The 26,989-nt window shown below is 58.5% G+C and carries 33 protein-coding genes and 1 pseudogene; 27 read left to right on the top strand and 7 right to left on the bottom strand.

The window, feature by feature from the left end; all coding sequences use genetic code 11:
* Positions 1 to 6: 6 nt before the first annotated feature.
* A complete protein-coding gene (locus tag RhoFasB10_RS16300; protein ID WP_167677334.1) occupies positions 7 to 231 on the bottom strand; it encodes a hypothetical protein in 225 nt (74 codons plus the stop codon).
* Between the two features lie 462 nt (positions 232 to 693).
* Here RhoFasB10_RS16300 and RhoFasB10_RS16295 point away from each other — a divergent pair, with 462 nt between their 5' ends.
* On the top strand, positions 694 to 1,248 hold the full coding sequence (locus tag RhoFasB10_RS16295; protein WP_167677332.1) for a hypothetical protein: 555 nt from the start codon (positions 694 to 696) through the stop codon (positions 1,246 to 1,248).
* 7 nt (positions 1,249 to 1,255) lie between these two features.
* On the opposite strand, the gene RhoFasB10_RS16290 is transcribed toward RhoFasB10_RS16295, so the two are convergent.
* Together RhoFasB10_RS16290 and RhoFasB10_RS16285 are read right to left on the bottom strand one after the other, a co-directional pair.
* The gene (locus RhoFasB10_RS16290) at positions 1,256 to 2,008 is read right to left on the bottom strand and encodes a hypothetical protein (RefSeq protein WP_167677330.1); all 753 of its coding nucleotides are present in this window, start codon (positions 2,006 to 2,008) and stop codon (positions 1,256 to 1,258) included.
* Positions 2,009 to 2,374: 366 nt separating this feature from the next.
* Entirely contained in the window at positions 2,375 to 2,581 is a 207-nt protein-coding gene (locus tag RhoFasB10_RS16285; RefSeq protein WP_167677328.1) for a hypothetical protein, read from the bottom strand.
* Positions 2,582 to 2,880: 299 nt separating this feature from the next.
* On the opposite strand from RhoFasB10_RS16285, the gene RhoFasB10_RS16280 reads away from it, so the two are divergent.
* The 9 genes from RhoFasB10_RS16280 to RhoFasB10_RS16240 all read left to right on the top strand — a co-directional run bounded on the left by RhoFasB10_RS16280 (position 2,881) and on the right by RhoFasB10_RS16240 (position 7,380).
* The gene (locus tag RhoFasB10_RS16280) at positions 2,881 to 3,423 is read left to right on the top strand and encodes a CAP domain-containing protein (RefSeq protein WP_167677326.1); all 543 of its coding nucleotides are present in this window, start codon (positions 2,881 to 2,883) and stop codon (positions 3,421 to 3,423) included.
* Entirely contained in the window at positions 3,420 to 3,569 is a 150-nt protein-coding gene (locus RhoFasB10_RS16275) for a hypothetical protein (protein WP_167677324.1), read from the top strand. The genes RhoFasB10_RS16280 and RhoFasB10_RS16275 overlap by 4 nt, the downstream gene beginning before the upstream one ends.
* Complete coding sequence (locus tag RhoFasB10_RS16270; protein ID WP_167677322.1) at positions 3,566 to 3,886, top strand: hypothetical protein; 321 nt, start codon at positions 3,566 to 3,568, stop codon at positions 3,884 to 3,886. The genes RhoFasB10_RS16275 and RhoFasB10_RS16270 overlap by 4 nt, the downstream gene beginning before the upstream one ends.
* A complete protein-coding gene (locus RhoFasB10_RS16265; protein WP_167677320.1) occupies positions 3,886 to 4,704 on the top strand; it encodes a hypothetical protein in 819 nt (272 codons plus the stop codon). Before RhoFasB10_RS16270 ends, RhoFasB10_RS16265 begins: the two co-directional genes overlap by 1 nt.
* A gap of 124 nt (positions 4,705 to 4,828) precedes the next feature.
* Positions 4,829 to 5,152 (top strand): hypothetical protein, encoded by a 324-nt coding sequence (locus RhoFasB10_RS16260; RefSeq protein ID WP_167677318.1) that lies wholly within the window; start codon positions 4,829 to 4,831, stop codon positions 5,150 to 5,152.
* Positions 5,149 to 5,661, top strand: coding sequence for a hypothetical protein (locus tag RhoFasB10_RS16255; protein WP_167677316.1), 513 nt, complete (start codon positions 5,149 to 5,151; stop codon positions 5,659 to 5,661). The genes RhoFasB10_RS16260 and RhoFasB10_RS16255 overlap by 4 nt, the downstream gene beginning before the upstream one ends.
* Positions 5,651 to 6,379 carry a hypothetical protein gene (locus RhoFasB10_RS16250; RefSeq protein ID WP_167677314.1) on the top strand — a complete coding sequence of 243 codons (729 nt, stop codon included), beginning with the start codon at positions 5,651 to 5,653 and terminating at the stop codon, positions 6,377 to 6,379. Before RhoFasB10_RS16255 ends, RhoFasB10_RS16250 begins: the two co-directional genes overlap by 11 nt.
* The gene (locus RhoFasB10_RS16245; protein ID WP_167677312.1) at positions 6,376 to 6,588 is read left to right on the top strand and encodes a hypothetical protein; all 213 of its coding nucleotides are present in this window, start codon (positions 6,376 to 6,378) and stop codon (positions 6,586 to 6,588) included. Before RhoFasB10_RS16250 ends, RhoFasB10_RS16245 begins: the two co-directional genes overlap by 4 nt.
* A gap of 381 nt (positions 6,589 to 6,969) precedes the next feature.
* Positions 6,970 to 7,380, top strand: a complete 411-nt coding sequence (locus RhoFasB10_RS16240) for a hypothetical protein (RefSeq protein ID WP_167677310.1) — start codon at positions 6,970 to 6,972, stop codon at positions 7,378 to 7,380.
* 452 nt (positions 7,381 to 7,832) lie between these two features.
* Here the strand turns inward: RhoFasB10_RS16240 and RhoFasB10_RS16235 are convergent.
* From RhoFasB10_RS16235 to RhoFasB10_RS16220, 4 genes and pseudogenes are all read right to left on the bottom strand, one after another.
* Positions 7,833 to 8,309 (bottom strand): annotated as a pseudogene (locus tag RhoFasB10_RS16235) (DnaA/Hda family protein); the annotation flags it as partial.
* Between the two features lie 54 nt (positions 8,310 to 8,363).
* The gene (locus RhoFasB10_RS16230; RefSeq protein WP_167677306.1) at positions 8,364 to 8,576 is read right to left on the bottom strand and encodes a hypothetical protein; all 213 of its coding nucleotides are present in this window, start codon (positions 8,574 to 8,576) and stop codon (positions 8,364 to 8,366) included.
* 164 nt (positions 8,577 to 8,740) lie between these two features.
* A complete protein-coding gene (locus RhoFasB10_RS16225; protein WP_167677304.1) occupies positions 8,741 to 8,962 on the bottom strand; it encodes a hypothetical protein in 222 nt (73 codons plus the stop codon).
* Positions 8,962 to 9,903 (bottom strand): biosynthetic peptidoglycan transglycosylase, encoded by a 942-nt coding sequence (locus RhoFasB10_RS16220; RefSeq protein ID WP_167677302.1) that lies wholly within the window; start codon positions 9,901 to 9,903, stop codon positions 8,962 to 8,964. The genes RhoFasB10_RS16225 and RhoFasB10_RS16220 overlap by 1 nt, the downstream gene beginning before the upstream one ends.
* A gap of 286 nt (positions 9,904 to 10,189) precedes the next feature.
* Between RhoFasB10_RS16220 and RhoFasB10_RS16215 the strand changes: the two genes are divergently transcribed.
* The 17 genes from RhoFasB10_RS16215 to RhoFasB10_RS16135 all read left to right on the top strand — a co-directional run bounded on the left by RhoFasB10_RS16215 (position 10,190) and on the right by RhoFasB10_RS16135 (position 26,852).
* Entirely contained in the window at positions 10,190 to 12,334 is a 2,145-nt protein-coding gene (locus RhoFasB10_RS16215) for a site-specific DNA-methyltransferase (protein WP_167677300.1), read from the top strand.
* Between the two features lies 1 nt (position 12,335).
* Positions 12,336 to 15,269 carry a DEAD/DEAH box helicase family protein gene (locus RhoFasB10_RS16210; protein ID WP_167677298.1) on the top strand — a complete coding sequence of 978 codons (2,934 nt, stop codon included), beginning with the start codon at positions 12,336 to 12,338 and terminating at the stop codon, positions 15,267 to 15,269.
* Between the two features lie 101 nt (positions 15,270 to 15,370).
* Positions 15,371 to 15,865: a DUF5681 domain-containing protein gene (locus RhoFasB10_RS16205; protein WP_167677223.1), complete on the top strand. Its 495-nt coding sequence runs from the start codon at positions 15,371 to 15,373 to the stop codon at positions 15,863 to 15,865.
* The gene (locus tag RhoFasB10_RS16200; RefSeq protein WP_167677296.1) at positions 15,831 to 17,252 is read left to right on the top strand and encodes a hypothetical protein; all 1,422 of its coding nucleotides are present in this window, start codon (positions 15,831 to 15,833) and stop codon (positions 17,250 to 17,252) included. The genes RhoFasB10_RS16205 and RhoFasB10_RS16200 overlap by 35 nt, the downstream gene beginning before the upstream one ends.
* Before the next feature lie 19 nt (positions 17,253 to 17,271).
* Positions 17,272 to 18,651, top strand: a complete 1,380-nt coding sequence (locus RhoFasB10_RS16195; protein ID WP_167677294.1) for a DUF935 family protein — start codon at positions 17,272 to 17,274, stop codon at positions 18,649 to 18,651.
* Positions 18,626 to 19,435, top strand: coding sequence for a phage minor head protein (locus RhoFasB10_RS16190; RefSeq protein ID WP_167677292.1), 810 nt, complete (start codon positions 18,626 to 18,628; stop codon positions 19,433 to 19,435). The genes RhoFasB10_RS16195 and RhoFasB10_RS16190 overlap by 26 nt, the downstream gene beginning before the upstream one ends.
* Positions 19,436 to 19,516: 81 nt before the next feature.
* Complete coding sequence (locus RhoFasB10_RS16185) at positions 19,517 to 20,065, top strand: hypothetical protein (RefSeq protein ID WP_167677290.1); 549 nt, start codon at positions 19,517 to 19,519, stop codon at positions 20,063 to 20,065.
* A 158-nt stretch (positions 20,066 to 20,223) separates the two neighbouring features.
* Positions 20,224 to 21,444: a phage protease gene (locus tag RhoFasB10_RS16180; RefSeq protein WP_167677288.1), complete on the top strand. Its 1,221-nt coding sequence runs from the start codon at positions 20,224 to 20,226 to the stop codon at positions 21,442 to 21,444.
* A complete protein-coding gene (locus RhoFasB10_RS16175) occupies positions 21,445 to 21,819 on the top strand; it encodes a DUF2190 family protein (RefSeq protein ID WP_167677286.1) in 375 nt (124 codons plus the stop codon).
* Positions 21,820 to 21,839: 20 nt separating this feature from the next.
* The gene (locus tag RhoFasB10_RS16170; protein WP_167677284.1) at positions 21,840 to 22,766 is read left to right on the top strand and encodes a hypothetical protein; all 927 of its coding nucleotides are present in this window, start codon (positions 21,840 to 21,842) and stop codon (positions 22,764 to 22,766) included.
* A gap of 12 nt (positions 22,767 to 22,778) precedes the next feature.
* Positions 22,779 to 23,057, top strand: a complete 279-nt coding sequence (locus RhoFasB10_RS16165) for a hypothetical protein (protein ID WP_167677282.1) — start codon at positions 22,779 to 22,781, stop codon at positions 23,055 to 23,057.
* A 4-nt stretch (positions 23,058 to 23,061) separates the two neighbouring features.
* Positions 23,062 to 23,283 carry a hypothetical protein gene (locus tag RhoFasB10_RS16160; protein ID WP_167677280.1) on the top strand — a complete coding sequence of 74 codons (222 nt, stop codon included), beginning with the start codon at positions 23,062 to 23,064 and terminating at the stop codon, positions 23,281 to 23,283.
* A gap of 89 nt (positions 23,284 to 23,372) precedes the next feature.
* Positions 23,373 to 24,404, top strand: coding sequence for a DUF3644 domain-containing protein (locus tag RhoFasB10_RS16155; RefSeq protein ID WP_167677278.1), 1,032 nt, complete (start codon positions 23,373 to 23,375; stop codon positions 24,402 to 24,404).
* Positions 24,405 to 24,447: 43 nt separating this feature from the next.
* A complete protein-coding gene (locus RhoFasB10_RS16150; RefSeq protein ID WP_167677276.1) occupies positions 24,448 to 24,918 on the top strand; it encodes a restriction endonuclease in 471 nt (156 codons plus the stop codon).
* A 148-nt stretch (positions 24,919 to 25,066) separates the two neighbouring features.
* Positions 25,067 to 25,876 (top strand): phage protein Gp36 family protein, encoded by an 810-nt coding sequence (locus tag RhoFasB10_RS16145; protein ID WP_167677274.1) that lies wholly within the window; start codon positions 25,067 to 25,069, stop codon positions 25,874 to 25,876.
* Positions 25,876 to 26,352, top strand: a complete 477-nt coding sequence (locus tag RhoFasB10_RS16140) for a phage virion morphogenesis protein (protein ID WP_167677272.1) — start codon at positions 25,876 to 25,878, stop codon at positions 26,350 to 26,352. The genes RhoFasB10_RS16145 and RhoFasB10_RS16140 overlap by 1 nt, the downstream gene beginning before the upstream one ends.
* The gene (locus RhoFasB10_RS16135) at positions 26,352 to 26,852 is read left to right on the top strand and encodes a hypothetical protein (protein ID WP_167677270.1); all 501 of its coding nucleotides are present in this window, start codon (positions 26,352 to 26,354) and stop codon (positions 26,850 to 26,852) included. Before RhoFasB10_RS16140 ends, RhoFasB10_RS16135 begins: the two co-directional genes overlap by 1 nt.
* Positions 26,853 to 26,989: the final 137 nt, after the last annotated feature.

The following is a 26,989-nucleotide window of genomic DNA, read 5'->3' as shown; positions in this document are numbered from 1 at the left end:
CGCCGCTCACTCAGAGCGGCGTTTTCGTCTATTCTCCGCCTGGCGCTGCATCTTCTCTTGCCACGCTGCACGGTTCTCTACTAGGTGGGCTTGATACTGCACGCGGCCTTTGGCGTCCTTGCGCTCCTGCTGTAGTTCACTGAGCACGCGGGGGATGTAGTAGTCGGGCACTGCATAGACAACGTCGGTGAGCGCGGAGGGGTTTGCTGCGTCGTTGTCTATGATGCCCATATCTGCCCTGAGTAAAACACGAAAGTTCGATATTGTGAATAGTGCAGTCTAGTGCGATGATGAGAACAGAAGCACGACTCGTCGCAGCTTTGCACCTTACGGATACACACACCCTCATCCCTCCAGGGATAATTCAAACTCCACCCGTCATGCGCACCGTTACACTGATTCGCGCGTGGCATCAAAACAAACAGAACTTCTCATCGTTGACCACCCCTCCTTGTCACAAGAGGGGTGGCTTCGTTAGGAAAGGAGAGGTTCGCGACCCCTTATAGCTCTATAGAGAAGAGAGGCGCAGCAAGCTACTCTATCCATAGAAGTACGGGTTGATGTTTGGTGTCGTTTGTGTTTAATTAGAGACAGCGGTTAAGTAACTATTCCAAGGAACGCGACCGCGAGAGACTAAACATGGTAGACCTATTGAAATAGGGGCGGTTATTTGTTACTATTGAATTGGAATAGTTGCTTGACATAACCCCTCTTGACCACAGGTCGGAGGGGTTCAACTTTGTGACACAGCATATTAGCGGGGTGTTCGCGGCGGTATCCGCGAAACGGGACCTACGCCCAATAGTGACACGCGAGCACTACAGAGAGTCCGGCGAACTGCCGGCCGAGGTCGATGAACTTATCAACAATAAGGCGTACTTACCGCGCCACCGCAAGCTCCAGCGCCTACATGGCGACCGCATCCTCTTGAAGGTCGCGGAGCTCTGTAATGGCAAAGACGGCAAAGGAGGGCGTATCAACGACCCTCAGAAGTACTACGCCAGGATGACGAGCCTCGCCAACTGGGATCGGACGCTAGAAACAGTGAAGAGGCTCCTGGCCGCGACGGAACGTGCAGTAGCGATCATGCAGAAGCTGGGTGCTGACCCCAAGTGGCTTCACTGGTATATCGGCGTCGTCTACCGCAACTCAGAGGCGACGGTGGCCCAGTGGGTCGAGCGTGCGACCGGTGCAAAGCGCGGTAGTCCGCCGAGGTTGTTTGCCTGGTTAGCGAGCGCGAAGCTGTAGCTTTGTACTATCTGCTCGCCGCAGCCTTCTCCACGATCAAGTTCGCGACCATCTTCGACCCTTCGTAGCCGCCGAAGGGAGAGTACGTCCTTGCCGCAGACAACGGAGTGTTCACCTTTCTTGGCAATTCGATCACGTACAGGTTGTCCTGAGTGAGCAGGAAGCAGTTGCTCGGGATGATGCAGTACAGTCCTTCGCCGACCTCGGGAAACGCTTCGGCTTGCACTTCAAGCTGGCGGTCGTAGCCTTGCTCGAACCCGTGCTTGTTGGTCACTGGCTTGTTCTCGCAGATGATCCGTGACTCAAGCTGTTTGCGGGTCGACTCCAGGTCGGTCGCCACTACCTCGTCGGTCATGATTGAACCGTCCGCACACGTAGAACCGGCAAGCGCTGAAGACCCGTCTCCGTAGTCCCAGGACGCCCCGTCGTACGCGATTTCGTGGATCGCGATGTAGAGGAACTGCTCGTCGGCGGCTTTGGTCGGGGCGATGTAAGAGCAGCTAAGGGATGTCTCGTCTCGACCAGCGTCGATGGACTTGTACTGATTCGATACCGGGGGCTTGAGCGTCGCGAGGTCGTCGAGTTGGAGTAGGCAACTCTCCGCAACGGGAACGAAGGTGCTCGTTGCACTGGTCTGTGAAGTGGCCGCTGCTGATGCGCTCTCTGCCGTCTCGGAGTCGGATGACGAGCATCCTGCGAGAGCCGCAGCGAGAGTGATGGCAAAGGGGACAGCGAGGAGGGCGACGACAGATTTCTTCACGGGGTAGATACCTCTCGGGGATATTGTCATTCAGACATTCCGGGCGCACTTTACGGGAGCGCTAATGCCGGTATATCGAAGTGTGAGGCATATCTCAGGGCTTGTCACCTAAACGGACTACAAGACTCTGTGCTAATTGTGGGGTGACATATTGCGTAGCAGGCAATGTGAATAGATAACCTGATCTAGTTTTCCACACCCCCACGGATTTCACTATTGCAATAATCCGCATATAGGCGCATACTAATACCACAATATAAACGGAGACAACTGAATATGGTAAACCCACGCAAACTAGTGACTCGCCTCCCGCGTTCAAGGAAGCTCATTCTCGCGGCAAGCACAGGCCTCGTAGTCCTCAGCACCTCATCCGTGCTCGCCTTCAACGGCTTCGTGACCACTGGCGCAGAAGAGACGCCGCTCCGACCCCAAGTCGACGACCACGAGCAGCGAATCACCAAGACTGAACGCGACCTCGCTGAGACGAAAGATCGCGTCGGCAAAGTCGAGCAGAGGAACGAAGAGAACGCCCAGCGCGTCGGTGCAGTCGAGCGCCAGGTAGTCGTAGTCCAACAAGAGTCCGCGGCAACTGCCGGCCAAGTCCAGCAACTACAGGACCAAGCTGCTACTCCAGCTCCAGCCGTTCAATCGGCACCGCAGCCCGAAGTAGTCCCAGCGCCTCCAGTGAACCCGCGGATTGTCGTGGCAGTCACCCAGACACCGCAGATGGATCGCTTCGGCAAGCAGACTATGTGGCTGTGCAGCTACGAGCTACATGGGCAGAAGATGATCGTGGCGTACCAGGAGGCGACGTGTTCGCCGGTAGGGACGGAGATCTCGAACGACCTAGCGCTGATGAATGGGTTGGGGCGATGAGTTCCGACTACAGGCGGAACTCAGGGTCGGCCGCGAAGCGCTGGTCCTCCGCAGATCTGTTCCTTGCTCTAAGTCTCGGTTCCTTCGTCGCCACACTGCTCATAGTGTTCCTAGGCCTGCACTTCTCCGGCACTGCTGAGATCACCCCCACTGCCTCCTCAACTTCCACTCCGCCCGCGGCCAACGCCCTAGAGCGCCTCGTCAACGAGCAGCGCCAGGACCACGACCTCCCTGCTATCAAGTCGAACGCCGCGCTGCGCGAATCCGCCTGTGCCAAAGCGGCGGACATGCAGGACAAGGACTACTTCGAGCACGTTGCGCCTGACGGCACGCAGCCGTGGAAGTTCTTCGACGAGGCTGGCTACCGCTACGCCGCCGCAGGGGAGAACCTGGCTCGCAACTTCAGTGACGACACCGATCTAGTGCAGGCCTGGATGGACAGTCCTACACACCGCGAGAACGTGCTCGGTGAGTACAAGGAGCAGGGGATCTGCACGGTAGGTGCTTACACGGTGCAGCACTTGGGGGTTGCATCATGAGCCTCACCATTCACTTCACAGACGCCGAGACCCTAGACCTGACCCGCTACTACGTCCAGATCGCCGAAGGAGGTGAAGGCGGCGCTAGAGCAGAGCAGGAGGTCGTGAACTTGATCGCGATGAAGATGCACGAGGTAGTGCGATGAGTGTTCCGTATCTCGCTCATTTCCATTACGACGACTGGGAAATTGGTAACGACGACAAGCTGCGTGTTGGGGACTACATCGACTGCAATCATCAACGCCCGTTCGACGGATACGAGCAGAACTTCGTCGGGCGCATAGTCGAGCACCACGTCAACCAGCTCCCCGTGGTGCTGTACAACGTCGATCCGGAAGACCCGGACAACAGTGGCGAGTACGCAGACTTGCAAGACTTGATGATGGACGGCTGGACGTTTGCGCGCGTGTTAGCTCCTCACCAGCACGTCGGTTCAGCAACCATTGCGGAGACCAATGCTTGATGGCTGGTCGTCGCAAACCAGCCGAGATCCCCGAGCACATCGCGAAGCCCGAGTGGTCGACGCTGCTCGAAGCCGTGCTCAACGTCGAAGGTTCGATGGATGACACCTATCGCCGGATGTATAACTACAGCACCAGAAACCTTGCGTACCTTGCGATGCAGCAGTGTCCGATAGAGCCAGTAGCTACTTTTAAAGGATGGTCCGCCGTCAATCGGCAAGTCCAGAAGGGTAGCAGTGCCTTCTATATTCTGCGTCCGATCAGCATCAAGCTCGACGAGGTAGACGAGAAGACCGGCGAGAACAAACGGGTCCAACGATTCAAACCAGTCAAGGCTATTTTTCCGATCAGCATGACCGAGGGTGAACCACTCCCGGAGATCGAGCATCCAGAGTGGAGCAAAGAACGGGCGCTCGCTGCACTCGCGATCCGCGAGGTCGCGTTCGAGAGTTTCGACGGCAACGTACAAGGACACTCCTGGGGGAGAAACTTCGCGGTCAACCCCATCGCAAAGCGCCCCCAGAAGACGATGGTTCACGAGCTTAGTCACATCGTTCTTGGGCATACTGTGCCCGAAGCGCACGAAGACTATGTCAGGCACCGCGGGATCAAAGAGTTTCAGGCCGAAGCCACTGCCCACCTCGTGACGAACGAGTTGGGTCTGCTCACACCCGAGATCGCCTCTGTCAGTCGCGCATACGTGCAGAACTGGCTCCAAGGTCAAACGCCGAGTAACGACGACATCAAAGGCGTGTTCAGGGCTACAGACGAGATCTTGGCCGCAGGACGTGAACCAGTTGAGCAGGAGATCGCGTCGTGAGTCGGTACCAAATGTTCGTACTCGCGTGCCTCCCAGTGATGGTACTCATCGTGACCCTCGTCTGGTGGATGGAGCATCCCCGCTACACCTGGCGCGAGATGTGGACGAACATGTGGGAGGCCTCATGACCGAGCGCTCCAACGTCATCCGCTTCCCAGAAGAGCGGACCCGCCGACCAAACTTGCGTCTCCCGGTCTCGGACCGCCGCATCGAGTTCTATGCCTCGATGAGCCTGCTCCGCGAAGCGATGGCCAAGGCGGGGGAGCCGTTCCCGGACACAGACCCACGCCGCGCTGCACTGGCGACGCTCGCCATGCGGGTGTGCGACCTGGTCCTGGACATGCGGACCGCGAAAGGGTCGACGCGAGAGGAGATGTCGGCGGAGAGCACGCAGGTGCTGACTGAATACAACGAGATAAGACAACTAGTGAAGGAGGAAGAGAGGTGAGCAAGTTACAACCAATGAACCCGGACGAGATTGTCCGGAACATACGCAAGCATCTGGAGGTGTACCCCGATCAGGCGAGTGAGCTTGTCGACGAGCTGCGATCGGTCGTGGAAGACAACACGGCGGGGGGATCATCTAACACAAGTGATGATGAACTACGAGAGGTGATTCTTGCGAACTTGAAACACGCTTACTTTAATGCCAAGACTGACAATGTCGCGTTGAGTAATGGTCTTATACCTAATCAGAACCACGCACTCGGCATACTAGAGAACAAGGCCGACGATCTTATGCAACTCATCAAGCAACGTGAATCGCAAGTGGCACTCGAAGCAAGAGTCGCAGAAATCCAGTATCTCAATGATGAGTACCAAGAAGATGCTCAAGACTGGATGCGAGATCATACCGGCTATACCACTGCGATGATACCTATGGATAGCTATATTAAGCGAAAGAAAGAGTTAGAAGCACAGCTCACAACCACCCACAAAGGAGGTGATGATGAATGAGCGCCACAACCCAAACCCTGAGCGCAACCCTCGTCTCTCGGACCCTGAGCTAATCGAGCTGGCCCTCGAACGCGCCGAGGCAGACGAGACGCCGATAGACGATGCCACCGCTCGCGTGATCGCATCCCAGCTTCACACCGGGCAGGCCTCAGCGATGTACTCCCTCGCATCTACCGGCAAGATCTACCCGCGCCACCTCGAACTTGAGTTTCGCGTAGATCGCCAATTTGCAGATCATGACGACGCCCCGGAAACTGTTCGCTGGCTTCAGCGCCTCCAGGAGTACGTCGAAGCACGCGAAAGCCACGACCCAGTCGAAGGCTGGTCCGCCCTATGGCTCCAGCAGCCGGAGTATGAAGACGCCGGCCTCGACGATGAGGACTGCTGCACTGAGTGCGGCGAACACTTCGCAAACCCCCATCACCCGACCTGCTCGCGCTCATCCGAGGACTTCCCGGAAGAAGACGACAGCTTCCAACCCGAGCCGGCCGAAGCCGACCCGAGGACAGAGCTAGAAGCGAAGGTCCAGGCGAAGCTCGGTCACCTGTCTACCGGCAACCTCGTTCGCCGCATGGAGCGCGCAGAAGACTTTGCGTACGACGACGAGTCCGTGGAACTTTCAAGGCGACTGCGCGAGCAGGGCAAGGACTGGCGTTGGAGCGAGAGCTTCTCGAAACCGCAGGTGATCATTTATGACTTGCCGGAGGAGGGGCGGTGAGCCAGGACGACGCACGGAGGAAAGCGAGAGAAATCTATCCGAATATACTCGTACAAGACGGAAAGATCGTCTGTGACAACTGTGGAGACGACCATAGGGTCGGACACCACTCAGCCCTCGACCCGTCGGAGAGCGTGTGGCTCCTTGACGATTATGTAGAGCAGAGGCGCAAGCGGATCTCAGAGATGCTGGGGCGTGGTGATGAGTAGTGGGATCTACTGCACCCGATGCTCCAGTTACTGTCACAACGTCGACTGGTGTCCGTACCCGATGAAGAGCGATGAGGTTATACGACTGCTGATCAGTCTTTTCGCAGAATCCACATCGACGTTGCGCGAAGCGCGTCAGAGCGCCGGATCGTTGAAGGTGTTTGCGGGGGACCGGAAGGACGGTGATGTCTGACGATCCGAAACCTACTCAAGTACAGCTGACGAGCATGGAGACCTGTCGTCGCAAACACATGTACCACTCGCTTAAGACTGCCAAGAGAGCGAAGCATCGCCGCAACAAGACCGCTGGGATCAACTACCTGCGCGTTTACCAGTGCAACGTGTGCGACTTCTGGCACCTCACGACGGAGAAGAAGGTCGATGACTAGCCTCTTCGACCCCAACCACCTCCGCCGCTGGTTCCTCGACAAGCAACGTCCGAAGGACCTCGACGTCATCCGCACCGCTCACCAGGCGGTGGTCATCCGAGAGACCGAAAAAGCGTGCCGAGTCCACTGGCTGTCCGAGGCCGGCGAAATCCTCCGCGAGGGCTGGGTGCCCAAGGCGGCAATCGAGCTGAAGGCGCACGCCATGGTGCGCATAGCGGGCGAGGAAGCGCTGAAAACCGAACTGCGCGAGTGGATGTGGCAACGCGGCCTGCCGTCTGACGGCACTGAGAGCATCGAAGAGCTTCAGAACGAGGCGATGTGGCACGGACACTGGAAAACGATGCCGAAGCACCTCCAGCGGGCTCACAAGCAGCCGTACGACCCACGCGGGGAGTACTCGTGATCGACTTTGCTGTGCACCGTACCCGGCTGACTCGCCGCATAGAAGCACGCCAGGCCAAGCGGAAGGCTAAAGAATCACCCGAAGACGCCCCGTCGATTTGTGAGCACGACTGGCAAGAGTTCAAAGAGACTGTGCGAGCCGACAACCCGAGGTTTGAGGGTGCGGCTCACTTTGTCGTGATGGCATGTGTGAAGTGTAGGAGTAAGAAGCGGCGGAAGCTCGTCGTGGAGACTTAGTGGTTCACGAAGAAGTCGTCGACTGCGGCAATGATATCCGGACCCTTATCATGTAAGAGTTGTTTGGTGTTTACGATAATTGTCTGAGCGATATCTAGTCTGTTGTTGCGGGTTACTTTCATAACTGAACCTATTTAAGCACATTTGTGAAGAAAAAGCAATAGTCTAAGCATGCGACTATCACCTTGAATGGCGGGAGACGTTAATCGCGAACGATTAAGCCGGCCAGTCGCGGATAAGCGAGCGGCCGCTCATATCAACCTCAAGCCACCATGAAACCTGCGGCAGCGGGTGGGCGCAGCACCCGAAGTGAAGGCACTCGTAGGGCATTTTGCTTGCGACTATTACTTGACCGCCTTCGATCACAGTAGAAGTGACGACTTCGTTGAACTGCTCGAACATAATGCAGCTGCTCCGCAGGTGTTCGGCGTCGTCGATCAGCAGCACCTGCGCCTGGTCGAGGCGTCTATCTAGCGCGTAGGGGTTCATCAAGCTGACGTGAGCGACGATCGTGCCGGGGTAGTCCTGCGCGACCTTCCGCTCTATCGCGCCGAGCAGGTGTGTCTTGCCAGTCCCACTGCACCCGTAGATCCAGAGTGGGTTGTAGGCGCGTCCCGGCACCTCAGCGACCGCGTGAGCTGCTGCATGCGCGAAGCGGTTCGTGCCGTCGATGCGGAACGTGTCGAAGGTGTACATCTCCCGATCTAACTCCAGATCCTTGAAATCGCTGTTTGGTTATCCACAGGCTCAGAACTGCGCGTCGATCTCGCCCTCGTCTTCGACCTCAACGCCGAGCCTCTCGGCGTTCTTGAGTGCCCACGCCTCGTCGCCTGTTGCCATGCGGTAGACCGTCACGCAGTCGCCCCAGTCCGTGTGCCGGTAAACCGCGTAGTACCAGTCGCCTTCGCGGATAGACCAGTGTCGGACGACGTGGTAGGTGCGCTTGTGCTTCTTGCCCATGGCTCACTCGGCTCGCTACGACTGAAACCACCAGACGCGCTCGCACGCGCCTTCTCGGCGTCCGTGACGCGCCCATCCGCGCTTCACCCGCAGGACTGCTCCTGGCTGGTGTAGCACGCCCTTGTGGACAGACGGACGCAGGAGCCTGACCCTCACGCCCCGCCTCATCGCTGATCCAGCCAGGCCTTGACGGTGGCGAACGACAGTCCGTGGCCCATCACGCGAGAGTTGACGATGATTGCGCGGGTGTTGATGTCCAGCGCCTCAGTGTCGTAGCCCTTACGCACCGCGAGGAGTGTCACAACCGCATCATCGAGGTACACGCCCTGCTCACGTGCAATCCACCGCACACGGAGCATCTGCCTGGCCAGGTCGAGGTCTTCCATCAGCGCACGCCCTCCGCCACGAGAAGCTCTTCGACGTCGGCCGGCATAGCACTGCATGAGTTCTCTCCGATGTGTTCGTGGTCGCTGGCGTCGTCGTCGATACCGACGGACTCCATGAGGGGCTTGTAGCCCCCGAGGAACGCGAGATCCCGTGGGACACGGTTGTAGACCCGGTCGCGGAAGTCAGCGTCGCTGTTCTCGCCCAGGACGTAGATGCCGCCGCCCTCCACCCGCCTGGCCTCACTCGGCAGCCGCACGACCGCCATGAGCTGTGACCCCTGCAACTGAGTCAAAGACCAAGGCGGAGTGTCGAAGTAGTACCAGGCGGCTGCACAGATGCCGTAGAGCTTCGGCCCGAACTGGGCGTAGTTTAGGTACATCTCCAGCATGCGGCTGTCCGAGACGGTCCAGGCGAAGGGCAGCGCGATGAACGCTTCGCCCGCCTTACGCCAGGCGCTCCGGTCGGGAGAGAAGTAGAGGTTCTTCACGAGCTGCTGGGGGATGGTCGAGCCGCCGTCGATGTCCGACTGTCCACCGAGGTAGGACTGAGCAGTGCCGACGAAGCGGCCCACGTCGAAGGCATTGACGCGGTTGCCCATGTCCACGTCCTCCAGGACCAGGGCGGCGGCGATGGGGTAGCGGGAGATGTGATCGAGGTCGACCCACTGGTGGACGTACGGCTCGTTGGCGTGCATGAATGCCGTCTCTCCCGGCTCGTAGACGTTGTGAGCTGCGCACCAGACGAAAAGCATGAACGGGAAGAACGCCGTTGCCAGGACCTGGTACAGCCTGCGGTGCGGCATCTGCGCAGGTTCGGGCTCTGGGGGATCGTCGTCGTAGGGCTCATACGGATAGCCGTAGTCTTCGCCGACGTCGGGGATGTCATGGTCCTCGGCGGGACGGTCGAGAGCAGTATCGACATATGGGGGACTATCGAGCATGGTGGAACTCCAGGAATAGTGGCGACTGTAGCCTCCAATTTTCCTGTGGCCGTTCTAGATTGGCAACTGTCCACAATTTTATCCACAGGTTCAACCGGTCATGAGTGTCTGTGTAGAACGCTCGATCAACAGATGGTCGAGCGCGCACGAGTGTTCGAAAGAGGAGGTCGGTGTCAAAACCGAGTGGACTCATCGGGCGCTCGCGTGCCCGTGATGTCGGTGCCAACGGCTACGGTTGTTCCGGTGAAGCGACAGGCAGCGTCGCGGTGTTGAAAGGCGGATCTAGATGGCGAAGTCCCTACTCGAGCAGCTCCCAGGCATAGTCGCGGCAGGTAAGCGGCAAGCGGCGCAGATTTTGGAGCAGCTGGACGGGCCGAACAAGGTCTCGCTTCAGACTCGTGAGCTGGTGATACCGGGCAAGGACACGGACGCAGCCAACTTGTTCTCGAATCCTGATGGAGAAGTCGATCGCGACAAGTTGAATCGGCTGATTTATGGCGACAACTTGCTGGCTATTGCAGCGCTGTTAGCTGGCGACAAGGCAACGCCGAGCTTGCGTAATAAGGTCGACCTCATCTATATCGATCCACCATTCGACTCGAAGGCGGACTACCGGACCAAGGCCACCTTGCCCGGCGGAACCATCTCTCAGAAGCCTGCGGTTCTTGAGCAGTTTGCCTATTCGGACACGTGGGCGGAGGGTACTGCATCGTACCTGGCAATGATGGCCTCTCGGCTAGTTCTGATGCGCGAACTATTATCGGATGTTGGGTCGATCTATGTCCATCTGGGACCCAATATCAGTCACTACGTAAAGATGATCCTAGATGATATTTTTGGAAGCGCGTTCTTTCGAAGTGAGATCGTATGGCGACGCAGTAATTCGCATAACAAGACCACCGATCAGTACGGGCCGATTCACGACGTCATCCTCTTCTACACGAAGACTGAGGATTTCATCTTCCATCCCGGTAAAAGACCCTTCTCGAAAGGGTATATCGAGTCGCGTTTCAAGTACCAGGACGAACGTGGGATATACCAGCCGAACTATCTGACGGGTCCAGGGACGCGTCAAGGTGACAGTGGTAAGCCATGGCACGGTTACGACCCCACCCGGGCTGGCCGTCATTGGGCGATCCCCTCCAAGACGATTGAACTCCTCGGTCGTGATGTGAAAGGGTTGACTACGCAGGAGATTCTGGATGCATGCCTTGAGGCTGAGCTGCTGGTGATCCCAAAGAAGGTGGGCGGCCAGCCGATGTACCGCCAGTACCTTACGGAGGGCGTGCCTTACCAGGACATTTGGTCCTACCAGGCCAACACTCGGGGCACTCTCTACAAGTCCAACCAAGGCATCGACGAGGATGTGAAATGGCTGGAGCAAGAATCGGAAAAACTCGGCTACGACACACAGAAGCCAGAAGGCCTCATCAGGCGAATCGTTGAGACGTCATCGGACGAAGGTTCGTTGGTTGCTGACTTCTTCATAGGCTCAGGCACGACAGCGGCAGTTGCCGAGAAGATGGGTCGCCGATGGGTCGTATCTGACCTGGGCAAGCCGGCAACCATGATCACGCGGAAGCGCCTGATTGATCAGGGCGCGCAACCATTCCTCTATCAGGCGATTGGTGACTACCAGGTAGAGCAAGCTCGTTCGACGCTCGGTCGCAAGTACCGGGTTGGTGATCTAGCCACAGTGATTCTGGGTATCTACGGCGCACTTCCGTTGCCACCAGAAGAAAATGTCAACGGAAGTCTTGGACGCCTCCCGAATACGAAGACGCTGGTGTTCGCCGACAGCCCGTCGCGACTGACCACGGTCTCGACGCTGCGTCGCGCACAGGGTTACCGCGACAGCAAGCTCGGCGGATTCGACAAGGTCATCGTCCTTGGCTGGAACTTCGCAGCGGGCATCGGTCAGGAGATCACTGACCTAAATGACCCGAAGCTTGAGGTCTTGGTCATCCCACCAGACATGCTCGACCGCCTCAAGAAGAAGGGGCACGAGAAGCTAGCTCGCGAGCTGAGGTTCACGACACTCCAGTATCTCGAAGCTTCAGTACCTTCACGCGTTATACAGAGTGGTGAAGAGCATCTGACCGTGAAGCTGACGAACTACATCATGCTGTCGCCGGACGCTATCAACCTGGCAACAGACAAAGATCGGGATGCTCTCGAAAAGATCATCAACAATGATCCGCTCGCACTTATCGAATACTGGGCGGTCGATCCGGATTACGACGGAGAGGTCTTTAGGTCGGTTTGGCAGGATTACCGAGAGAACACAGACAACGACGCCGACCCACTTCGCGTCATCACAACGGCGCGCCTGGAGCTACCACCTAAGGCTGAACCCCGTGATATCTGTGTGCGGGCAGTCGATGTGTTCGGCTTCGAGTCCGAGGTAGTTCTCAAGGGAGTGGAGGTCTGACATGGCATCCAAGCCGCACGATCATTTCCCTCTCGCGACAGGACTCGCAAAGCTGGTTACACCGCAGATCGAAGCGATCGTGGGTGGTCAGCCGTCCGAGATGTTGGAGCGAGTCACTCCCGTCACCGCTGAACTGCTGAAGTTCTGGTTTCAGCAGGACTACTGCGACACCAGGTTCCTCAATTTCCACGCGGGACAGCGGGCAGCGATCCTTCACATCATCTATGCGCACGAGGTGCTCGGGGCGAGGACTCTTCGAGACCTGTATCAAGATGTGGCCGGCGACTCGCTGCTCGAAACTGGCTACCTCGGCGAGGTGTCCCGCGAGCGGAACAAGCATCCGAAGTACTGCGCCAAGATGGCGACCGGCACGGGTAAGACATGGGTGCTCAACGCGCTGCTGATCTGGCAACACCTCAACCACCAGGCGTACCCAGATGATGAGCGCTTCACCAGTAACTTTCTGCTCGTTGCTCCCGGCCTCATCGTCTACGACCGTCTTCTCGATTCGTTCCAGGGCAAACTCAAAGACGGGGACCGCGACTTCGAGACCAGCGACATCTACAAGCAGCAGTCGCTCTTCGTGCCGGACAACCATCGAGAGACGGTCTTCGGCTTCTTGCAGACCAGCGTTGTCACTAAGAAGGAGATTGGCAGCAAGGTAACCGGTGCGGGAATCATCGCCATCACCAACTGGCATCTTCTCGCTGGACAAGAAGATCCTGATTTCCTCGGTGACGAGGATGAGATTGAAGCGCCGGGTGAGGATATCGACCCCAAGGCCGCGGTCAGGAGCTTATTCCCGGTGACGCCAGGCACCTCTGCGGGAAACAGTCTCGAAGCTCTCGACCGCAAGTTCCTCCGTGGCGGTCCGCTCCAGGCGTTGAAGGACCTCCCGTCGCTCGTAGTGTTCAACGATGAGGCGCACCACGTTCACAGCATCCGCAAGGCGGACGAAGTCACGGATGTCGAGTGGCAGAAGGCCTTGCTGGAGATCGCTGGTACCAAGGGCTCTCAGTTCACCCAAATTGACTTCTCTGCAACGCCTTACAACGAGTCTGGCGGTAAGAAGAAGACCCGCGAGTACTTCGCGCACATCGTGGTCGACTTCGACCTGAAGGCCGCGATGCGACAGGGTCTGGTGAAGGCGCTGACGCTCGATAAGCGCAAGGAGGTCGCAGCACTCCCGCTCGACTTCCGCGTGGAGCGAGACGAGAAGAACAAGCCAATCGGATTGTCGGACGGTCAGCGGACGATGCTCCGTGCAGGACTCAAGAAACTGTCGATCCTCGAAGAGAGCTTCGGAGATCAGCAGGACGGCAAGCACCCGAAGATGATGGTGATCTGTGAAGACACCCTCGTTACCCCGCTCGTCGAAGACTTCCTGATCGAGGAAGGTATGGCTGGTGAGGAGGTGCTTCGTGTCGACTCCGGCAAACGCGCTGAGTTGAGCGCGAGCCAGTGGGAGCCGATCAAGGAAGAGCTGTTCGACCTCGACGCCAAGAAAGACCCGAAGGTCATCGTCTCGGTGTTGATGCTTCGAGAAGGCTTTGACGTCAACAACATTTGCGTCATCGTGCCCCTCCGCTCATCCGAGGCGTCGATTCTGTTGGAACAGACCATCGGCCGCGGACTGCGGCTTATGTGGCGCGGTGATGATGCGATTGACGAGCTGAAGCGGGAGACCCGCGAGCGGATCGCGAACTATGAGGAACCGACCAACTTCTACGACGTGCTCTTCGTCGTCGAGCACCCGGCGTTCAACAAGTTCTACGACGAGCTTGTTGACGAGGGACTGGCCGGCAGCGTTGGTGAGGACGGTGATGACACCAACCCAAAGGGCGACCTCGAAGCGGTAGACCTCGTCGAGGGGTACCAGGCGTACGACTTCGAGATCCCGATCATCATCCGGGACGCGGACGAAGAGATGAAGCAGCCGAGCATCGATCCGATGAAGCTGCCCGTGAGTAAGTACCAGCTGGACTTCCTCATCAAGCAGATTGGCGAGGGTGATCAGTTCGTCTCGCACGACTTCCAGACCGGCACCCTGTACGGCGACTACCGCGTAGACGGCGGCGTGATGACGGCCAAGGGTTACAACGACTATTTGGCACGCATGACCAACCGCATATCCACGGCACTCGGTCGCACCTTCGGCACCAAGAGCGCGAAGCAGTGGAAGGAAGCGTCTCACTACCCGGCGCTCCAGGCGTACAAGCCGCTGTTGGTGAGCTGGCTGGACACCTACATCAAGCACCAGTACTTCGGGCGGGAGTTCGATCCGTTCGAGGCGGAGAACTGGCGAGTTCTCCTCGTCGGTGATGTGCCTGCTGAGATCGCGGGCAACCTCGCGACGAAACTCGTTGAGGTGCAGGAGAACCAGGACGTCGGTAACGCGATTGTGAAGCACCGCCGTCTCTCCGAAGTGAAGACTATCTGGGTGCGGAGTACAGCGTGCGTCGAGGTGAAGAAGTGCATCTACCCGAAGCTGCGAGTGCCGGCCAAGGCGGGTGGTTTGGAGCGTCTATTCAGCGAATGGGTCTACAAAGACACCAACGTCGAGGCCTTCGCCAAGGTCGACGAGTACCGGCACACCTACCTGCACCGGCCGTATCTCAAGGCGGACGGGATGCCTGCTCTGTACTCGCCCGACTTCCTGGTGCGCACGGAGGACCGTGTGTACGTCGTCGAGACGAAGGCACAGAGTTCGCTCAGTGACGAGAATGTCCTGCGGAAGAAGCGCGCTGCTCTTGCATGGTGTGCGCAGATCAACGAGCTACCGGAAGAGGAGCGTGACAGTCGCACTTGGCATTACGTTCTCCTCGGTGAGCAGATCGTGAAGGACTGGGAGGCGAAGTCGGGACGCCCGAGCGAGCTGTTAGACCACGCACGGATTCGCGAAAAGGCAAACACCGGACAGCAGTCGCTCTTGTAGCAAGGCAGGGCGACCAACAGAGGGGCACGGTTCAACGACGTGCCCCTCTGTTGTGTTCTGGGACTTCACAAAACGGGCTTGACGTGCATAAATAGCTGCATATGGCACGACTCATCTCTTCAGGCGGCAATCAGGCGGATGGCCAACGACGAACAGGCAGGTTCGGGGACGACAAGGACCCTAACCTAGGTCGGGACACTCAGTTCAAGCCTGGACAGTCGGGAAACCCAGCCGGCAAACCGAAGGGTCGCAGGAACCTGTCCACCGTCATCCAAGAGATGCTCAACGATGAGAAGTTCATCGAGCGCCTCAGCGACATGATCCCGGACGAGGTCAAGAAGGCCGACCCGGACTTCCAGGGGACGCCGATGAAGGCCATCATCACGACAGCCATGATCGAGGCGTTCGACCCGACCAACCCGCACAAGGCCCGTCACGCTGCTCGCGATTGGCTCGCGAAATATGGCTACGGCACCAAGATTGACGTGACCTCCGACGGCGAGCGCCTGGAGGTTGCCCCGTTGGTGATCAGCAAGATTAAGCCGCGAGGTCTCGACGACGATGGAGCCGCTCCAACTCAAGCAGAAGCAAGCTGAGGTCATCGACGCCGCCAATGACCCGACTGTCGACACGATAGTTCTCATCGGCGCAGTGGGTACGGGCAAGACGGATGTCGCGGCGCACCTCGTCCTGTCTATCTGCCAGAGCTTCCCGAAGACCCGCTGGCCGGTGTTCCGCGTGAACCAGTCGACAGCGGTGGAGACAGTGATCCCGTCTTACCTCGACATGGCCGAGCGCATGGGGATGATCCAGGGCCAGGACTTCGTCTACACGCAGAAGCCGTACCGCATCACGTTTCCGAACGGCTCGACGATCCCGTTCCGAGAAGCAGATGCCACGAAGGACCGCGGTGGCAAGAAGATCAAGGGAATCAACGCCACTGGCAACCACCTCGATGAGGTCGACGAGTTCGAGTACGACATGTTCCTCCAGGCAACCTCTCGTCGCGGACGAAAGAACGAGCACGGCCAACCGTCGCTGTCGATCCTCACCGCCAACCCGAACGACGGATGGTTGAAGGAACACATCTACGACAAGTGGAAGGCCGGCGAGCTACCGCCGAACATCCGGGTCATCGAGTTCGGCCTCGAAGACTCATGGCAGTCCGAGGCGGATGTCGCTGCGCTACTGACCAATCCGACGTGGTGGGTCGAACGATACCTCCACAACAACTGGAACTACGCCGACGAGGATGGCTCGCTCTTCAAGTCTCGGCACTTCGCGGCGTCAATGACGGATGAACTGGATGCGGCGGCTCAGCGAGCTGCTGGCTACGACGTGGCCTGGAAGGGTGTCGACCGCTCGGTCCGGGGACTTCTGTACGGCCTGACAATCGCTGACATCACAGTGGTGAAGGCGAAGGGCGTCCGCATGGAGACCAAGGAGCAGGCGGACTGGCTCGTCGAGGATGCAGGGGACAACGGGTACGGCATCGACAACACGGCCATCGACGCAGTCGGCATCGGCGGAGGCATGGTGGGGGATCTCGTCACGATGCACCTGCACCCGTACGAGTACGAGAGCGGCGGCTCGCCTGATCCTGACGTGATGCTGCCTGGTGTCGCACCAACACCTCTCCACTTCGCTGATCTACGCACGCAGATGATCTACCTCTACGCACGCGGCCTGGAACTCGGAATCATCAAGCACTACAGCGGATGTCCGTTCCTGAAGGAACTTCAGAAGGAAGCGATGATGCACCAGTACGAGATCACCAACAAGGTGCTGAAGGTAGAGAGCAAGCAGCAGATCAAGAAGCGCCTCGGGGTAAGCCCCGACCTATTCGACGCGGTGATCATGGGTCTCTACGTCGCGCTCCGCCCTGTGCCTGAGTTCGAGAACCAGGCTGACGGCAACGGTTCATCTGCCTTCGGTGGCGGCGCTGACCCACTCTTCGGAGGCTTGTCGAACTCCCGCTTCTGAGTTATGACTAGAAGTAAGTATGGCAGGCCAATCACGCTCTAGCAGAGACAAATTCAGCACCGAGTTCGGTGATTCAGGCGTAGCCGTCTTCGCGGGCATCATCGACACCGATGAGTACATCGCTCAGCTGCGCGGTGCGGCACTCATGCGCACCATCGAAGAGATGCGTCGAGGTGACGCCACGGTCAAGGCCGGTCTCATCGCAGCCAAGGCTCCGCTGATCGCCGCTGAGTGGTACGCACAGGCGGCGGGGGAAGACGCCGTAGACCTCTTGGCCAAGGCACTCACGGACTTCACCATGGTCAAGGTCCTCCACTGGAAGCAGCGCTTGCTCCCTGAGATCCTCACCATGCTCGACTTTGGTTTCTCCGTCTTCGAGATCGTCGTCGACTGGGTGGAGTTCGAGGGCAAGGAGTACCTCGTGCCGGTGAAAGCCGCCTACCGCAAGCAGACCACCATCCAGGCGTGGGAGACACAGGACAAGAAGCCTGGCATCACTCAGCTCACCGCGGCCGGCCAGACCGTGTCAATCCCGGACTACAAGATGATGCCGTTCACTCACCAACAGGAGGGTGACAACTGGACTGGACTCTCAATCCTCCGACCTGCCTACGGCTCTTGGTATTACAAGAAGAACCTTGAGAAGATTGAGGCGCTTCAGCAGGAACGCCAGGGACTCGGAGTCGTGAAGATCAAGCACCCGAGAAGTGCCGACGACACGATGAAGCAGACCGCGCGGAACGCAGCGCGCAACATCCGCGCCAACGAGCAGGCCTACATCGAGGAGCCCGAAGGCTGGGAAATCGAGTTCATGGACATGAAGGCCAAGACCGTCGCTGACCCGACGGCTGCCATAGCCCGCCACGACCGCAACATTCTCAAGTCAATGCAGGTGCAGTACTTGGACATCGGCGCTGCCGACTCATCCGGCTCGTACTCAGCGAGCGACAACCAGCGAGAGTTGCTGGAGCAGACCAACCAGGCCCTCGGCTCGCAGATAGCCGCCCGCATCAACGAGAAGCTCGTGAAGCTGATCGTCGACCTGAACTTCACTGGTGCGGCCTATCCAGAGTGGGTGTGCGGCGAGATCTCGAAGGACGACGTCAAAGAGTTCGCCGACGTCTACAAGACGCTCGTCGATGCCGGTGGTCTCAACCCATCCGAGGCCGACGAGGACCACATCCGCACGAAGCTCAAGCTGCCGGAGCGTGTGGTCGAAGACTCGGACGATGATAAAACCACAACGTCGAAATCGAAGACGACGAAGGACAAGTCGAGCGAGGCCGACGAGGAGATGGAGCAGGACGAGGTCAAGGCCGCCCGTGTCCTCGCTGCGGTCCGCAAGAACAAGGCTGAACTAGACGAGATGCTCTATGGTCGATCGGCTCTCGCTGCGTAGAGCGCATGTTGACGCGGTGGCCGGCATCCGTGCATCCGAGGAGTGGCATCCGAGCTACAAGGCAACCCCGAAGCAGTTCCGTGCCCTGGTGAAGGCCGAGGCTGAGCTACAGAGCCAGACAGGGGAGTACCTCTACAACCTGTCGCTGCGCGCGCACCAGTACGTCGACTGGACCGAGTACGCCCGCGAGCTGGCTAAGCAGCCGACGCTCCAGGCAGCGGCGATCCACGCCGACGCGGTGGCCAGTGGCAGCTCTGATGTGTGGAAGGGCGAAGCGCTCGACCTCCAGAAGGCCATCATCGAAGCAATCGAGATCATCATGGCTATCGGCGTCGATGCGGCGATCGAGCGCTATCAGCTCCCGCTCTACGTCGACAGCGTCCAGGACTTCGTGGCCAAGGCTGCCGAGAAGCACGTAGCAGGCCTCGTGAGCGGCGTGACCGAGACGACCCGGGACAAGATTCGCCTCAGCATCAAACAGTCGCTCACGCGCGGCGAGACGACGTCACAGGCCATGGAGCGCATCCAGCAGACAATCAACAACCCGGTGCGAGCCGAGATGATCGCGCAGACGGAGAGCGTGAACAGCTGGAGCCAGGGGCAGTACAACTACGCCAAGGCGACTGGTGCGAAGAAGAAGATCTGGGAGGCGCTGGCGGGGGCGTGCAAGCTATGTGCGCCGCTGGATGGGGAGAAGGTCGACATTGACGAGCCGTTCTCTGGTGGTGTGATGTTGCCTGCGTTGCACCCGAGATGCCGATGCTCGTGCTACTACGAGTACTAATGTGTCGCTAGCGGATAGCTCCCTCGGTGAGTCTGTCCACGCAAAGATCCGAGACGGGCAGTGGAAAGACGAGGAGAAATCATGGGTCGTACAGGTCGCTTCGCCGTTATGCACGAACAGGCCTCGACGAGTGCCCGCTTCCGTAAGGGGGTGGCAGCAATCGGCCTTGCGGCGGCAGGCACGTTGATGGTGGCTTGCGGCGGCTCTGAATCTGCGCCAAGCGGGGAGGGCAAAGCGACTGTTGCTGGCGAAGGGTCTAATGCTGGGAGTAATGCGAGTGCCGAGATCGTACACGGTGAGTGTAGGGATCGCGATGATCTTTACATGAGGGGGACGTTGGCTGTAGTAGACGAGTCGACGGGCGGTCTGTCTGAGAAGTATATGGCCGACCTAGAGAACAACATGTTCTTCGGTGATGGTACGGCTGATTCCGATTCAGATGTAGATATTGATCCGAGTGCATATACTGAAGATGCGCTGAACCAGGTCCGTGAGGGTATTCGACAGCTTGCGGCCGAGGGTAGTGTTCCTGGCATTGTGTACATGATCGGAGAAGACGACCCTACTCAGGATGATTTCGACGGCAAAGTGAATGCTAATGTCAGAGGTTTCTGCGTAGACTATAACTAGAGCATGGCCGGCTGATGTAGTAACGCTTGGTTGGGGGGTGTCCAACTTAGTTGGGCCGTCCGCCTAATTTTAGTTATCCGTTCATTGTATTCTCTCGCGGTCGTTAGTCTTGGGTTCCTATTGACAAATCTCGTCGGCTTCATCATGTTCAGAAGTAGATGAAAGGCTTCGTCACCAAGACACCAATCAAGGCAGACGCGAACGGTCAAGTACCGAGCACTATCAACCTGCTCAAGGCCGGCACCTGGAACACGCCCTGGCATGGTGACTTCGAGCTAAGCGGGACCGACCTCGAAGAGATGGCGACTCACTTCGGCGAGGGCGTCGGTCTCGTCGTCGAAGCTGAGACGAAAGCCCCTGTGAACTACGGCCACATGATGGCTGACAAGGCCGCGGGCTGGATCAAGCGCGTCTACGTGCAGGCCGTCGACGGCACCGCAGCACTGCTCGGGGATGTCGAGTGGACCCCGGCCGCGGAACAAGCGATCAAAGACGGCGAGTGGCGCTATCTGAGTCCCGAGTTCAACCCTCGCGGCTACCCGTGGGAAGACCCTGAGCAAGAGTTCACCTTCGTGGACAACGTGCTGACCGGGGCAGCGCTCACCAACATCCCCCTATTCAAGAAGCTTAAACCGATCACGGCATCGCGAATCCCGCCTGGCCGGGTGAAAGCGAGTCAGACCGGCAACGGCGATAAACGTAACCAAGGAGAACCAATGAACGTAGAAGAACTACGCGCCAAGGAGGTGAAAGACCTCAACGACGAACAGAAACAGTTCCTCGCGGAACACAAGTCAGAGCTGACACCTGAAGAGCAGGCCAAGTTCGGACTCGTGGATGCACCACAGGAAACGGAAGCGCCAGAAACTCAGGCACCTGAGACGGAAGCTCCCGAGACTCAGGCTCCAGCGCCAGCAGGTGACGGCACACCAGTTGAAGCCAGCGCACTGAAGGGCGAGGTATCAGAGCTTCGCAAGCAGCTCAAAGCTTCTCGCGAAGAGACGGTGGCTCTCCGCACCAAGATCGAGACCAAGGAAGTCGATGAGTTCCTGACAGACCGCATCAAGGCCGGCCAGATCAAGCAAGACCAGAAGGACAACTGGTCGAAGACTCTGCTCGCATCACGTGGTGACGCACGTACAGCGCTTGAGACTCAGCTCAAGGAGCTCCCGGTCAACGAACAGATCGGCAAAGAGCTAGGTGACGGCGGCCAGGACGTCCAGATCCAGGCGAGCCAAGAGCTGCACAAGGCTGTGACGGCGAAGCTGACCGCATCCCGCGAGTCCGGCAAGCACCTGTCCTACGCGGCCGCACAGAAAGAAGTCCTCGCCAGCGACACCGCCCTCGCTGCACGAGTTAAAGAAGAGGAGGAGGCATAGATGTCATACCAACCAGGCGATCGATACACAGAAGTAGCTGGTGCTGACCTCAGCACTAAGCGCTACCACCTAGTCAAACTGAACACCGACGGACACGTCGTACTTGCCTCTGCTGCAACCGATGCCATCATCGGCGTCCTCGACAACGAGCCGAAGGAAGGCGAAGTTGCTGAAGTCGTGACCATCAACGGTCAGGGTACGTTCCGCGTGAAAGCAGCCAACGCGACTATCGCGAAGGATGCCTTCATCACGAGCGACGCGAACGGCAAGGCTGTCGCCACTACGACCTCTGGCAACCGCGTCATAGGTCGAGCGGTCCGCGCCTTCGCTGCGAACGAGATCGGCGAGTACATCAAGTCAAACGAAAAGTACTAAGAAAGTAGAGACAACTGAATATGGCAAACACTCCAATATTCCAAGATCAACGGCTGACTAACGTCAGCACAGCTTGGGTCAACGCAGATAGTGACTTCATCTCCGACATCATCTTCCCTGAAGTGGTCGTGAAGAAGCCAACTTTCGAGGTTGGTAAATACCTCAAGGACTCGCTGATCATCCCGACCAGCTCCGTCCGAACCGGTGAAGCGAAAGCGAAGCGCGTGTCGCTCAACCGTGGTGTCGATGTCTTCGGTCCGCTCAACGAGCACGCGCTCAGCGACTTCGTGACTCGCGCCGACTACCAGCTCACGGACGATCCGTTTGAGCCAGAAGCTGATGCGGTCGAGAACCTGCACCAGAAGATGGCGCTCATCGACGAAAGCGCACTCGCGACTCAACTCGGTGACACAAGCATCATCACTCAGAACACCACCCTCAGCGGCACCAGCCAGTGGGACGACGAGAACTCGAATCCGTTCCAGGACCTCAAGACTGCGGCTCAAACAGCAAGCTTCAAGAAGTACAACACGCTCTTCATGGGCTCAGAGGTCTACGACAACCTGATCCTGCACCCTGAACTGCTCGACCGCATCAAGTGGAGCCAGACAGGTGTTATCACCGAAGAAGCGATGCTCGCTCTCTTCCGTCCGTTCGGCATCACTCGCATCGTCGTAGGTCGTGCGCAAGCCAACACAGGCAAGGAAGGCGTCAACGACGTGTTCACGAGCGTGTGGGGCAAGAACGCATGGCTCGGCTACGTGACACCACGTCCAGGCCGCAAGGAAGTCAACGGCGGCTACAAGTTCCGACTTGAGAACGCCCGCGAAGTCACCAAAGAAGCGTTCAACAACCCTCCTGGAACTGAGATCGTGGTCCGCGACCAGTACGACCACATCATCATGAACACGGAGTGCTTCTACCTCATCAAGAACGCGGTGGCGTAGGAGGTCTGACTCATGGCACGTAGAGAAGTTGGATTCAAAGGTGCGAAGCTCGTCGGCGCAAAGATCGACGCTGCAACCAGCGTTGTCACCAAGACTGTCACGGTCGCCAGCTCGGCAACGAGCGGCACCGCGACGGTGGTCGCAGGCTCGGTAGTCCTCGGTGTCTACCCGGCCGGCAACCAGGACCAGTTCGTGGACAACGTCGCGATCAGCGGCACCACGCTGACGGTCACCTTGGCTGCCGCCGCTACCGCGACGAACACGTACAAAGTAACTCTGATCGAACCGTAGGTACGTGATGGCGAAGGTAGAAGCAATCCTCAACGTCACGCATGACAAGCAGCGTTACGCAGCAGGGGACACATTCGAGGTCACTGATGTACAGGCCGAGGCTCTCATCGCGTCAGGTGCAGCTAAGAAGACTGCGCAGGCAGCAACTGCCGAACCCAAGGTGAAGGATGAGAAGCCAGCCGAGACGAAAGCTCCTGAAACTAAGAAGGCTGCGCAGAGCAAGTAGTCCGAACGGACCACATGTGAACACACGAGGCCACTCCTAAGCGGGGTGGCCTTTCGATACGTGTCGGGACCAGGTGAAATACTCCGCCTATGGCAAGGAAGCCCCGATGGTGGCACGTTCTCCAGGACTCGAAGAACGAGGTCCGGCTCGCAGTCGACCTCTACAACCGGTCCGGGGTAGAGCGACAGCTCGAAGCGTTCATCGTGCACATGACGATGGGATGGCTCAAGCTCCTTCAGGCGCACTTCGAGCAGTCCGGCAAGGACATCTTCATCCGGAACAAGCGGGGGCATCGTGTGCGACATGATGACGGCGGGTTCAAACATCGCAGCCTGCGCGACCTGAGCGACGAGTTCTTCGATGAGCATGACCCCCGTAAGGCCAATCTGGAGTTCTTCACTGGTCTCCGCAACCAGATCGAGCACCGATACGAGCGGGATATCGCCGCACTCGTTGCCGGTCGCACGCAGGCCTACCTCCTGAACTACGAAGAGACAGTCATCGAGCTGTTCGGTGACGACGAAGGGCTCGCCGACGAGCTGCGGTTCCCTCTCTTCGTCTCATCGATCACCGGGGACGCGGTGGCTTCTTTGAAGCGGGTCCGCTCACGTGTTCCCAAAGGCGTCGTCGAGTGGGTGCAGGACTATGACACGAGTGTCGACGCGAGCATCACGGCTGATCAACGCTACGACTTCAAGGTCTACTTGATCCCTCACAAGGGTGCTAAGACCGAGGCCGACGCTGCGATGACGTTCGTGCGAGACGACGAACTCACCGACGAGCAGCGGGCCGTGATGGATCAGGTGCAAACCATCATCCGCGACAAGAAAGTGCCGGTTTCGGATCTCGAGAGTCTCCTGCCCACCGAGGTAGTTGAGAAGGTGTCGGCGAAGCTCAAGGCTCCGTTCAACATGACAATCCATACTCAAGCCTGGAAGTACTTCGGCGTTCGACCTCCATCTGGTGCCGACGACCCAGAGAAGACGCGTGCCGACTTCTGCCGGTACAACCGAGCGTTCAAGCGTTACGTGTTCACCGACGCATGGGTCGACTATCTAGTGCGGAAGCTCTCCGATGAAGATGTCTACGAGGAAGTCGTGAACTGGAAGCCCACCGACTGACTCACCTTGCGCGACGGCCGAAGTTGTTCGATATTGGGTGTAGATGCAGTACATTTCGACTCCTCACCAAGCCGAGTTGAACGCAGCCGAACGTATGAAGGCGTGGGGCTTCGCTGATGCCGTCGCTACAACCGGAGGCTCAGATGGTGGCGTTGATGTGCGGTCACGCGATGCACTCGCGCAAGTAAAATTCAAAGGTGCTGTAGCGGGTCGGCCTGAGATGCAACAGCTCTACGGTGCGGCGGCTGGCGGCTCTCAACGTCTGTTCTTCTTCAGCGCCTCAGGCTACAGCGACCAGGCGATCCAGTACGCCGACCAGGTCGGCATCTTGCTCATGACCTACGACCCGCTCGGTGAAGTTGACGGCGTGAACCAAGCAGCGAAGCGGTTTCTGGCTGATGTGAGCGTGTCGCCGGCCGCGGTGGAGGCTCCGACCGACTGGAAACTTGTGTGCGCCCTGACAGCCATCTTGATCGTGGTGTTGAGCGTGACGATTCTCCTCTGGTGGCCTTGACCGCCAAGCCCGTCCAGTTCATATTGAGGGCAGAAACCTAAACGGAACCCATTGCGTGGCAACAACACTCCGAATCGAATCATTCTCACCGAACAACATCCGAGAGCGGACCGAGCTACTCGAGCCCGCGACTGCTGGTGACTCGGTCGTGAAGGTTCTGAGTTCGGCCGACTTCGCCATGGGCGACATCCTCTACGTGGGCTCACAAGGCCGTGAGGGCTGCGAGAAGGCCGTTGTGGCGTCCGTGGAGGACCCAACAACCATCGAGCTCGCAGAACCGCTCCAGCACGCTCATATTGCGTACGACGACGTGTGCTCCGTGCTCGGCGACTCAATCCGCGTCTACCGTGCGCCGAACGTCGATGGCTCGATACCGGCCAACGGCAGCTTCGTCTCGCTGGCGACCCGCTCCATCGAGTCTGACCAGCTGAGTACCTACTACCGCGACTCCAACGGCACGAGTGACCACTGGTACAAGTTCACGTACACCAACCTCGACACGGGAGCAGAGACGGACCTGTCTGACTCGACGGCGACCAGGGGACAGGACTACGGCAACTACTGCTCGCTCCGGGAGATCCGGGAAGAGGCCGGCTTCCTCGACGCGACCAACCTGCGCGACACGATGGTGGAGCAGTGCCGCACCAATGCTCAGAACGAGATCAACTCTGCACTCCGCAACGTCTACGGCAAGAAGGTGCCATTCAATCCGGTGCCTGGTGCGATCAAGACCCTGACAATCCAGCTCGCCGCGGCCTACCTACTTCAGAGTGCCTATCCCGGCCGCAAGGATCTGTGGGAGCCACGCTTCAAAGCCGCTCGGGCCAAGCTGGAGAGTCTCCAGAACAAGGACGACTCCCTGACCGATGATGACGGAGAAGACCTCGTCGACAGCTCGATCAGCTACTACCCGACGGATGACCAGTCACGTGCCTTCACCATGGACATGAGGTTCTAGTGGCGGCGACCGAGGTACAGATCAACATCTCGGGGGACAAGGAAGTCGCGCAGATGCTCCGCTCCGTAGGTCTGGAGATCAAAGACCTCCGACCAGCCATGCAGGACGTGGGCAAGTACCTGAAGAAGTTCTTCGGCAACGACGTGTTCGTGTCACGCGGTTCGGTCATCGGCCATTCCTGGCCGCGCCTCAGCGCTGGCTACGCGGAGCAGAAGGCGCGGAGCTACTCCGGCCGGCCACTGCTCGTGCGTACCGGGACCATGCAGCGCGGCTTCACCTACAAGAGCGCACCGCTCCAGGTGGAGATCACCAACACCGCACGGCACTTCGTCTACCACCAGTCCGACGCTCCGCGCAGCGTCATCCCATACCGCCCGATGATGAAGGTGGAGTCAGGCGACGCACGCTACGACGAGATCGTGAAGATCATCAATGCTCGCCTGGCGCAGACGATTAAAGACAAGGGAGGTGCCTGATGGCCGAGAAGCATACCGAGATAACGCAACGCATCCTGAAGCTGATGAGGGACACCTTCCCTGGCGAGTTCAAGGCGTTCTACGACGGCGACCCCGACCAGATTCCGACGTTCAACCTGCCGTGCATAGTGGTCGATCAGACCAATGACGAAACCGAGCGAGGGGCGTGGGACCAGGACGACGTGACCGAGACGATCATCATCAAGGTCATCTACAACAAGGAAGACGACTACAGCGGCAACGTCGACCCGCTGAACCTGACCAGTCGAAAGATCCGGCGAGCAGTTGCCGCGCGCGATCCCGAGACCGGTAAGTATGCAAAGAACACCATCAAGTACGCCATCCGTCAGTTCACGACCGAGGGCATCACTGCCATCGCCACATCGATGAGCGTGTCGTACGGTCTCGTGCCGCGACTCGAAGGCGATATCGGCATCCTGACACAGGAAGCTCACGTGCAGTTCCCAGTGCGCTACTCCGTCGACGTGCAGCAGCGGTAGGTATTGACACCATCTCAGCAATCGGCGAAGTTAAAAGTAAGATGACGCGCGCGAAAACTACACAGCCACAACCAGTTACGAAGACGGGCAAGAGCACCGTCAAGGAAACTGAGGCACCGCAGTCGGTGCAGCTCCAG

This window comes from Rhodococcus sp. B10 (assembly GCF_011770055.1).
GTDB classification, from domain to species: domain Bacteria; phylum Actinomycetota; class Actinomycetes; order Mycobacteriales; family Mycobacteriaceae; genus Rhodococcoides; species Rhodococcoides kyotonensis_B.
Note: the sequence above shows the minus strand (reverse complement) of the source record. Positions and strands in the feature narration are given on the sequence as shown.